Source organism: Rhodococcus sp. NPDC059234, assembly GCF_042754225.1.
Lineage (GTDB): Bacteria > Actinomycetota > Actinomycetes > Mycobacteriales > Mycobacteriaceae > Rhodococcus_G.
Window position 1 is genome coordinate 1 of sequence record NZ_JBHZAH010000204.1, and the last position, 3,775, is coordinate 3,775.

Consider the following 3,775-nt stretch of genomic DNA (forward strand, 5'->3'; position numbering starts at 1 on the left):
CGACCGGGGAGACGGACCGTTCCCGTGGTGCGGATCGGGCTACTTGCCCTGGAACTTCGGGGCACGCTTCTCGGCGAACGAGCGCGGGCCTTCCTTGGCGTCGTCGCTCTTGAACACCTCGGCGCCGATCTCGGCCTCGAGCTTGAATGCATCTTCCTCGTGCATGCCCTCGGTGACGCGGATGGTCTTGAGGATGGCCTGGACGGCGATCGGGCCGTTGGCGGCGATGGCCTCGGCGATCTCGAGCGCCTTGGTCAGGGCCTGTCCGTCGGGGACGACATGGCCGATCAGTCCGAGTTCCTTGGCCTCCGGCGCGGGGACGTTGCGGCCGGTGAGCAGGATCTCGGCGGCGACGGTGTAGGGGATCTGGCGGACCAGGCGGACCGCGGAGCCGCCGAGCGGGAACAGTCCCAGCCGCGCCTCGGAGACGCCGAACTTGGCGCTCTCGCCGGCCACGCGGATGTCGGTGCCCTGCAGGATCTCGGTGCCACCGGCGATGGCCGCGCCCTCGACCGCGGCGATCAACGGCTTGGTCAGCCGCCGGCCCTTGAGCAACGCCGGCAGTTTGGTCAGATCCATGCCGCCCTTGGAGAACGTGTCGCCGGGGGCGTTCTTGTTCATCGCCTTGAGGTCCATGCCTGCGCAGAACGTTCCCCCGGCGCCGGTGAGGATGGCGACCCGGATGTCGGGATCGTTGTCGACCTGGTCCCAGGCCTCGGTCATGATCGCCATCATCTCGCCGGACAGGGCATTGCGTGCGTCCGGACGGTTCATGGTGACGACGAGGACGTGGCCACGCTTCTCGACGAGACAGTGCGGGGACCGTTCCGAGGTGTCGGAGATCTCGGCTGTGGTGGAGGACACTTGATTCGCTCCCGATATCATGTGAGGTGGGTCTCAAACGGACTCTTGCCAGAAACGGTAACACGTTCTACTTTGTTGGGCGTGGCCCTTAATATCGCAGACTTCGTCGAGCACTCCATCGACTTGAATCCCGAGCGCGTGGCGTTGCTCGACAGTGACCGTGAGATGACCTACGCGCAGCTGGAGGAGCGGACCAACCGTCTCGCCCACTACCTGCTGGATCACGGCGTCAAGCCGGGCGACAAGGTCGGTATCTACAGCCGTAACACCATCGAGGCCATCGAGGCCATGGTCGCCGTGTTCAAGGCGCGGGCAGTCATGGTGAACGTGAACTACCGGTACGTCGAGAACGAGTTGCAGTACATCTTCGAGAACTCGGACATGGCTGCGCTGATCGTCGAGCGTCGCTATGTCGACAAGGTCGCCAACGTGGTGCCGAACACCCCGCTGGTCAAGGCCGTGGTCGTGGTCGAGGACGGCACCGACCTGGACTACTCCGCCTTCGACGGCGTCGAGTACGAGCACGCGCTGTCCCTGGGCTCGCCCGAACGCGACTTCGGCGAGCGCAGCCCCGACGACCTCTTCATGCTCTACACCGGTGGCACCACCGGCCTGCCGAAGGGCGTGATGTGGCGGCACGAGGACTGGTGGCGCGTCCTCGGCGGCGGCGTCAACTTCGTCACCGGCGAGCGGGTCGAGGACGAGTGGGAGATGGCGAAGGTCGGTGCCGCGAACCCCGCGATGGTCCGGTTCCCGATCCCGCCGATGATCCACGGGGGCTCGCAGTCCGCGGTGTTCCACAGCCTGTTCGGCGGCGGCACCCTGGTGATGCACCCCGAGTTCAACGGGCACGAGGTCTGGCAGGTCATCGACCGCCACAAGGTCAACCTCATCTTCATCACCGGTGACGCGATGGCCCGGCCGATGCTCGACGCGTTGAAGGCGGGCAACCCGGAGACCGGCGAACCCTACGACCTGTCGAGCCTGTACGTGATGGCCTCCAGCGCGGCACTGTTCTCGCCCGCGCTCAAGGACGAGTTCCTCGACCTGCTGCCGAACCGGTACATCACCGATTCCATCGGGTCCTCCGAGACCGGATTCGGTGGTCTGGCGCCCGTGACCAAGGGCGCCACCCACACCGGCGGTCCCCGGGTGAAGATCGACGCCGCGACCGTCGTGCTCGACGACGACGGCAACGAGATCCAGCCCGGCTCGGGCAAGGTCGGCCTGCTGGCCCGCCACGGACACATCCCGCTCGGCTACTACAAGGACGAGGCCAAGACCGCCGCGACCTTCAAGACCTACAACGGCGTCCGTTACTCGATCCCCGGCGACTACGCCACCGTCGAGGAGGACGGCCTCGTCACCATGCTCGGCCGCGGCTCCGTCTCGATCAACAGCGGCGGCGAGAAGATCTACCCGGAAGAGGTCGAAGGCGCGATCAAGACCCACTCCGACATCTTCGACGTCCTCGTCGTCGGCGTCCCCGACGAGCGCTTCGGCCAGCGGGTTGCCGCGGTGGTGGCGACGCGTGAGGGCGCGCGTCCGAGCATGAACGACATCGTTGCCGCGGCCCGCAAGGAGATTGCCGGCTACAAGGTGCCGCGCAGCGTCTGGTTCGTCGACGAGATCAAGCGGTCGCCGGCCGGTAAGCCCGACTACCGCTGGGCCAAGGAGCAGACCGAGCAGCGCGAGGCGGACGACCACTACAGCAACGGGAACGCCTGATGCACAACGCCCTTGCCGACAAGTTCGGCATTCAGTACCCGATCTTCGCCTTCACGCCCTCCGAGCACGTGGCGGCGGCGGTGTCCCGGGCGGGTGGACTCGGCGTACTGGGGTGCGTGCGCTTCAACGACCCGGAAGAGCTCGAGGCGACCCTCGCCTGGATGGACGAGAACACCGACGGCAAGCCGTACGGCGTCGACATCGTGATGCCGGCCAAGGTGCCGACCGAGGGCGCGGCCGTCGATCTCGACAAGCTCATTCCCGCCGAGCATCGGGCATTCGTCAACCGCACGCTCGACGAGCTGGGCGTGCCGCCGCTGTCCGACGACGTCGAGCACGCCACCGGCGTGCTGGGCTGGCTGCACTCGGTGGCGCGGGCGCAGGTGGACGTGGCGCTGCGGCACCGCCCGGCGTTGATCGCGAACGCGCTCGGGTCGCCTCCGAAGGACATCATCGACGAGGCGCACGCGCACGGGGTTCCGGTCGCGGCGCTCGCCGGCGCTGTCGGTCACGCGCTGAGCCACGTGGCCAACGGAGTGGACATCGTCATCGCCCAGGGCTACGAGGCGGGTGGCCACACCGGCGAGATCGCCTCGATGGTGCTGGTTCCCGAGATCGTCGACGCGGTAGGCGATTCCGCCACCGTGCTGGCTGCCGGCGGCATCGGCAGCGGTCGGCAGATCGCCGCCGCGATGAGCCTCGGCGCCTCCGGCGTGTGGATGGGTTCGTACTGGCTCACCGCGGAGGAGTACAAGCTGGGCAGCGCGTCGGGCGAGGGCCCGTCGGCGATCCAGCGCGCCCTGCTCGGTGCGACCTCTGCGGACACCGTGCGCTCGCGCATCTACTCGGGCAAGCCGGCCCGGCTGCTCAAGACCAAGTGGACCGAGGCCTGGTCCAAGCCGGGTGCGCCCGAAGCGTTGCCGATGCCGCTGCAGAACCTGCTCGTCAGTGAGGCGCATCAGCGGATCGTCGCGTCGGAGGACCCGGAGGTCGTCGCGATGCCGGCGGGTCAGATCGTGGGCCGGATGAACGAGATCCGGCCGGTCGCGGAATCGATGGCCGATCTGGTCGCCGAGTTCGAGGCCACCGTCGCGCGGCTGGAAAAGCTCAAGTAGGACCGGCGCCGACTGGCGGCGGACGAAGCTAGGCCACACACGAAGGCCGGGTACGAATCTCGTACCCG

General features: G+C 67.7%; 3 protein-coding genes. 2 read left to right on the forward strand and 1 reads right to left on the reverse strand.

What is annotated here, in order from left to right; genetic code table 11:
- Nucleotides 1-39 precede the first annotated feature (39 nt).
- Nucleotides 40-864, reverse strand: a complete 825-nt coding sequence (locus ACFXGJ_RS24135; protein ID WP_378625789.1) for a crotonase/enoyl-CoA hydratase family protein — start codon at nucleotides 862-864, stop codon at nucleotides 40-42.
- 81 nt (nucleotides 865-945) lie between these two features.
- Here ACFXGJ_RS24135 and ACFXGJ_RS24140 point away from each other — a divergent pair, with 81 nt between their 5' ends.
- Nucleotides 946-2,592 carry an acyl-CoA synthetase gene (locus tag ACFXGJ_RS24140; RefSeq protein ID WP_378625790.1) on the forward strand — a complete coding sequence of 549 codons (1,647 nt, stop codon included), beginning with the start codon at nucleotides 946-948 and terminating at the stop codon, nucleotides 2,590-2,592.
- Nucleotides 2,592-3,707 carry an NAD(P)H-dependent flavin oxidoreductase gene (locus ACFXGJ_RS24145; protein WP_378625791.1) on the forward strand — a complete coding sequence of 372 codons (1,116 nt, stop codon included), beginning with the start codon at nucleotides 2,592-2,594 and terminating at the stop codon, nucleotides 3,705-3,707. The genes ACFXGJ_RS24140 and ACFXGJ_RS24145 overlap by 1 nt, the downstream gene beginning before the upstream one ends.
- Nucleotides 3,708-3,775 lie beyond the last annotated feature (68 nt).

Bases quoted from the DNA above. Each gene is read 5' to 3' on its own strand.
- ACFXGJ_RS24145 (WP_378625791.1), top strand. From the start codon at position 2,592: ATGCACAACGCCCTTGCCGACAAGTTCGGCATTCAGTACCCGATCTTC.